This is a genomic window from Rhizobium oryziradicis, from assembly GCF_001939045.1.
Taxonomy (GTDB): domain Bacteria; phylum Pseudomonadota; class Alphaproteobacteria; order Rhizobiales; family Rhizobiaceae; genus Allorhizobium; species Allorhizobium oryziradicis.
On the sequence record NZ_MKIM01000023.1, the window covers coordinates 91279 to 97392 of the forward strand.

Below are 6114 nucleotides of genomic sequence, written 5' to 3' on the forward strand. Positions count from 1 at the left end.
ATCTATGGAGGAACGCATGAAAATTTCCCGATTGTTGCTGACATCGGCCGCCGTGCTCGCCCTGTCCTTGAGTGCGGCTCAGGCCAAGGACGTGAAGAAAATTGGTTTGGCGGTTGCCAATTTGCAGGCCAATTTCTTCAACCAGATCAAGCAATCTGTTGAGGCTGAAGCCAAGAAGCGCGGCATTGAAGTGGTCACCGTGGATGCCAAGGGAGATGGCCCAACACAGGTCAATCAGGTACAGGATCTTCTGACCCAGAACATTGATGCGCTGATCTACATTCCAGCCGGTGCTGCTGCTGCAACTGTTCCGGTCAAGCTCGCTCACACTGCCAAGGTGCCAGTGATCAACATTGACCGCAATGCCGTTGGTGCACCGGGTGATACCTTCATTGCCACCAACTCCGTTTCTTCTGCCAAAGGTGTGTGCGATTACATCATCAAACAGGCTGGCGGTAAGGGCAATATGGTCATCATCCACGGCCAGAAGGGTACCACGCCAGAAGTGGACCGTACCAAGGGCTGCATGGAGGCCGTCAAGGCCAATCCCGGTGTGAAGATCGTTGCCGAGCAATGGTCCAACCTGTGGAGCCAGGACGAAGGCTTCCAGATCATGCAAAACATGCTGCAAGCGCATCCCGATGTGAACATTGTGTTCGCCCAGGCTGACGGTTTGGCACTCGGTGCGGCGCAGGCCATCAAGGTTGCCAATCCATCACAGAAGATCGCCGTTGGTGGTTTTGATGGTGATACCGCAGCGCTTGAAGCTCTGAAAAACGGCGTGTTTGACGTGACCGCCACCCAGCAGACCCAGAAAATGGGCCGTATGGCGGTGGAAATGGCCGTGAAGATTGTCGGCGGCGAAAAAGTCCCTGCCGAGCAGCTTCTGGATGCGACCTTGACCACCAAGGACAATGTCGCTGGCTTTATCGCCAACCATCCGTAAGCATGAAGAAAGTGGGTGCGCGATGACAGATCCGGTTCTTTCCCTAAAGGGCATCTCCAAACGTTACGGCAAGCTTGAGGTGCTGAAAAATGTCAGCCTTGATGTGCATGCGGGCGAGGTTGTTGCTCTGCTGGGCGAAAATGGTGCGGGCAAGTCCACCTTGTCCGGGATTATTGCCGGGTCGCGCGCACCCTCTGAAGGGTCCATGGCATGGCTGGGGCAGGATTATGCCCCGGCTTCTCCTAGAGAGGCTATTGATAAAGGCGTGGTGCTGATCCATCAGGAACTCAAGCTGCTGCCGGAATTGTCGATTGCCGAAAATGTCTTTATTGGCCGTTGGCCGATGAAAAACGGCGTGGTCGATCGCGCCCAGATGGTGCGCCGGGCGCAGGAACAGCTCTCGCGGCTCAATCTGCATATTCCTGCCACCCGCAAAGTCGGTGGCCTTTCCACCGCGAACCAACAATTGATCGAAATTGCCAAAGCCTTGGCGCTGAACGCCAAATTGCTCATTCTGGATGAGCCCACGGCAGCCCTTGGCGGGGTCGAAACCGAAGCGCTGTTCGAGCAGGTGCGTAAATTACGCTCGGAAGGCGTTGGGATTATTTACATTTCTCACCGTATGGATGAGATCAAGCGCATCACCGACCGCATTGTAGTGTTGCGCGATGGCGAGCGGGTGCAGGATTTCGCCGATAGCGCAACGCCCGTGCGCACTATTGTGGAAAGCATGGTGGGCCGCTCGCTGGATCGGCTGTTTCCGCCTGTGCCGGACCCCACCAGCAAAACCGTGTTGAAGGTGGATGGCCTGACCTCTGTGGATGGCGCATTCAATGATGTCAGCTTTGAGGTAAAGGCTGGCGAGATTTTCGGCATTGCCGGATTGATCGGTGCTGGCCGCACCGAGTTGGTGCGGGCCATTGCCGGGGCCGATCCGGTGCGCTCTGGCACTGTTACTCTCGATGGTGAGCAACTCGCACTGAAAAGCCCCAATGATGCGATTGCCAAGGGCATTGTCATGGTGCCGGAAGATCGCAAAGATCAGGGCTTGGTGGTCAGCCACCGCATTGGCGAAAATATCGTCTACGCCAATCTGGATAAAATGGGCAGTCGTTGGCTCATGCCAGCCATGAAGCGCCGGTTTGCCGATGCCGCCATCAAAGCCTTTGGTGTCAAGGGTCGCTCGGATCAACTGGCCTCGGACCTCTCCGGTGGTAATCAGCAAAAGGTGGTGATTGCCAAATGGCTGACCCGCAATCCGCGTGTGGTGGTTTTAGATGAGCCAACCCGCGGCATTGATGTGGGAGCGCGGGCCGGGATTTACGACATCATCGTTGGCCTTGCCAAAAGCGGCGTGGCGGTGATTGTTGTGAGCTCCGACCTTGAGGAAATCCTTGGCGTTTCCAACCGGATCATGGTGCTGGCGCAAGGCAGGCAGACCGGCATTCTCAATCGCAGCGAAGCCAATGATGTATCTGTCATGGAACTCGCAACCCAATAAACTTAAGCAAGAAAGGAAGAGCGATGACTGACATCACTCTCAACGCGCCCAAGCTTTTCGATCTTTCTGGTCAGGTTGCCTTTGTCACGGGCGCTGGCAGCGGCATTGGTCAGCGCATTGCCATGGGCCTTGCCCAATGCGGGGCCGATGTGGCGCTGATGGATCGCCGTCAGGATGATGGTTTGGCCAATACGGCTGATTTCATTGCAAAGGCGGGCCGTAAATCCATCCAGATTGCTGCCGATGTGACGAATAAGGCATCGCTGGCAGACGCCATTGCCCGCACGGAAGCCGAGCTTGGCCCGCTGTCTCTGGCGGTGAATGCTGCTGGCATTGCCAATGCCAATCCGGCGGAAGAGATGGAAGAAGATCAGTATCAGACCCTGATGGACATCAACCTCAAGGGTATTTTTCTCTCATGTCAGGCCGAGGCCAATGCCATGCTCAAGCATGGGCGCGGGGCGATTGTGAATATCGCCTCCATGTCGGGCGTGATCGTAAACCGGGGTCTTAGCCAATGCCATTATAATGCCTCCAAGGCTGGCGTGATCCACATGTCCAAATCCATGGCGATGGAATGGGTGGGGCGCGGCATTCGCGTCAACACGATTTCGCCGGGCTATACCGCAACGCCGATGAACACGCGTGCGGAAATGGTGCATCAAACCAAGCTGTTTGAAGAGCAGACACCCATGCAGCGCATGGCCAACGTGGATGAAATGGTCGGGCCTGCGGTGTTCCTGCTGTCCGATGCGGCCAGCTTTGTCACCGGCGTTGATCTCTTGGTCGATGGTGGTTTCTGCTGCTGGTAAGTGATATTATTTGGGGAGGAGAGACCATGAACCGCTTTGACAACAAGACTGTGGTGATCACCGGCGGCAGTCGCGGCATTGGAGCGGCCATTGCCCGGCGCTTTGCCCGTGAGGGAGCCAATCTGGTTCTCTCTTCCAATGAAGAGCAGGTGCATGCGGTGGCCGATCAGATCAAGTCAGAGGGCGGTAAAGCCATTGGCTTTGTCGGCGATGTTACCGATAAGGCCAGTGTGATTGCCCTGTTTGATGCGGCAGAAGCCGCCTTTGGCACCATTGATGTCTCCATCCAGAATGCGGGCGTCATCACCATTGCCCGCATTGAGGATATGACCGAAGCCGAGTGGGACAAGGTCATGGCCGTCAACACCAAGGGCGTTTTCCTCTGTGCCCAAGAAGCCATAAAGCGTATGCGCAAACATGGACGCGGTGGGCGGATTATCAACACCGCCTCCGGCCAAGCGCGCGATGGCTTTATCTATACCCCCCATTATGCCGCCTCGAAAATGGGCGTGGTGGGCATCACCCAAAGCCTTGCCAAAGAGGTTGCCAAGGAAAACATCACCGTCAACGCCTTTTGCCCCGGCATTATCGAGACGGATATGTGGGCCTATAATGATCAGGCCTGGGGCAAGCTGTTGGGCAATTATGCACCCGGCGCGTTGATGAAGGAATGGGTTGAGGGCATCCCGATGCAGCGGGCAGGCAGCGGTGAGGATGTTGCGGGCCTCGTCACCTTCCTTGCCAGCGATGACGCCGCTTATATCACCGGCCAAACCATCAATGTGGATGGCGGTCTGATCATGTCTTAGAGTTTGTCAGGGAAAAGTGGAGTCCGGCCTTTCTGATCAGACAAACGAATTACAGGAATTTAGGGTCTGTCAGGTTCAATCTGGACCTGGCTGGCTCTGGAGCATCGTGCAGAAAATCGGAGTCGGCACGATGCTCTCGGTTGTTGTTTTCAGATAGGTCCGAAAAGCGTTTCCGATTTTTCGGACCTAAACTTTAGGCCATGTCGCATGCTGTGTCGCGAACTGCGATGGACGTCCTACTCTCTATAAATTCAGCGCGCACTCTCCGAATTTTGCAATTGAGAAACTATCGCGCTGATTGCCGCTAACGCCCCGAAATATGCCTCTTGACGAATGATGATGAACGTCATATTTAATGATGATGAACATAATCAAAAAAATCTGGTCAGTTGAGGCCAGTCAGCGTTGAGCAAGAGGTTCGTTAGGTGAGTAAGCAACAGAAGACAGCGTTTTTGACGGGCGCTTCAAGCGGCATCGGCAAGGCGACAGCAATTGCTCTTGCCAAGGCAGGATATCGCGTCATTGGAACAAGCCGGACGGCCGAGCCCGGCGAGATGCGCGACGGTATTCGATTGATAGCATGCGACGTGACGTCGGATGCTTCGGTGAGCGCCGCTATCGCGCAAGCACATGCGGAGCTTGGTCACATTGATCTTCTGATCAATAACGCCGGCTTCGGGATTGTCGGTGCTGCCGAGGAAAGTTCGATCGAACAGGTTCGGGCACTTTATGATACCAATGTGCTTGGTGTTGTACGCGTCACCAACGCCGTTCTGCCGATCATGCGTGCTCAAGGGAGCGGTCGAATTCTGAATGTGGGTTCGGGGCTCGGGTTTATCCCCGCACCGTTCAATGCTCACTATTCCGCCACCAAACATGCGCTTGAAGGTTATTCGGAATCTCTCGATCACGAGGTTCGGGGATTTGGCGTCCGTGTTGTGGTGATCGAGCCCGGAACAACGGCCACCGCGTTCGAGGCAAGCTCTGTGCCTGCCGATGCGCCGCTGAGCCAGTATGATGCACTTCGCGCCGGTTACAACGTCGCTTACGCCAAGGCGATGAAAGCCGCTGATACGGCCCAAAGCGTTGCTGATACCATTGTGCGGGCCGCCACGGACACGGCACCAAAGCTTCGCTATCCCTCAGGTAAAGTCGCACAACAGGGTGCCTTTGCCCGCCGTTTTCTGCCACGCGGACTGTTCGACAAGGTACTGCACAAGCAGTTCGGTCTCGGCTAGGCGATGCCTCAAGGCTACCAAGCTCCTGTGTAAGATGTCGTAGAATTGGAGAACAAGCCCTATGAAGGCTTTCATCGTTGAGAAATACAAAAAGAATGGCCCGCTACGGATGGTTGACGTGGCCGAACCGGTTGTCGGGGCCAATGATGTTTTGGTCGAGATCAAGGCGACGGCTGTCAACCTGCTGGATTCCAAGATCCGCGATGGCGAATTCAAGCCGCTTCTGGCCTACAAGCCGCCGTTCATCCTTGGTCACGATCTCGCAGGCACAGTCATTGCTGTCGGCTCGAGCGTGCGCCACTTTCATATCGGCGACGAGGTTTATGCGCGCCCCCGAGATCACCGTATTGGAACGTTCGCGCAGCGTCTTTCTGTTCACGAAAACGATGTTGCACTGAAGCCCAAGAACCTGACTTGGGGCGAAGCAGCGTCTATTCCACTGGTCGGCCTGACGGCCTGGCAGGCGCTGGTCGAACTCGCCAAACTCCGCAAGGGGCAGAAGGTGTTCATTCAGGCAGGATCTGGCGGCGTTGGTACATTTGCCATTCAGCTTGCCAAGCATTTTGGTGCGTTTGTTGCCACCACCACCAGCACGAAAAACATCGAACTGGTCAAGAGCCTCGGCGCGGATGTGGTCATCGACTATAAAACGCAGGATTTCGAGACGGTTCTGAGCGGTTATGATCTGGTGCTGAACAGTCAGGATTCGAAAACCCTGATGAAATCACTTCGGGTTCTGAAGCCGGGCGGTCGCCTGATCTCCATTTCCGGGCCACCGGACCCGCAGTTTGCGACAACGCTGGGGCTG

General features: G+C 55.7%; 6 protein-coding genes. All 6 read left to right on the forward strand.

Annotated elements, in window-relative coordinates; translation table 11 throughout:
• The first annotated feature begins 16 nt into the window (after window positions 1–16).
• Window positions 17–946: a sugar ABC transporter substrate-binding protein gene (locus tag BJF95_RS05570; RefSeq protein WP_075638497.1), complete on the forward strand. Its 930-nt coding sequence runs from the start codon at window positions 17–19 to the stop codon at window positions 944–946.
• Window positions 947–968: 22 nt separating this feature from the next.
• Complete coding sequence (locus BJF95_RS05575; RefSeq protein WP_075638475.1) at window positions 969–2447, forward strand: sugar ABC transporter ATP-binding protein; 1479 nt, start codon at window positions 969–971, stop codon at window positions 2445–2447.
• Between the two features lie 23 nt (window positions 2448–2470).
• Complete coding sequence (locus BJF95_RS05580; RefSeq protein WP_075638476.1) at window positions 2471–3259, forward strand: SDR family oxidoreductase; 789 nt, start codon at window positions 2471–2473, stop codon at window positions 3257–3259.
• A gap of 26 nt (window positions 3260–3285) precedes the next feature.
• On the forward strand, window positions 3286–4068 hold the full coding sequence (locus BJF95_RS05585) for an SDR family NAD(P)-dependent oxidoreductase (protein ID WP_075638477.1): 783 nt from the start codon (window positions 3286–3288) through the stop codon (window positions 4066–4068).
• Between the two features lie 425 nt (window positions 4069–4493).
• Entirely contained in the window at window positions 4494–5306 is an 813-nt protein-coding gene (locus tag BJF95_RS05590; RefSeq protein WP_075638478.1) for an oxidoreductase, read from the forward strand.
• Window positions 5307–5367: 61 nt separating this feature from the next.
• Window positions 5368–6114, forward strand: a 747-nt coding sequence (locus BJF95_RS05595; RefSeq protein ID WP_075638479.1) for an NADP-dependent oxidoreductase, incomplete at its 3' end; no start/stop codon positions are given.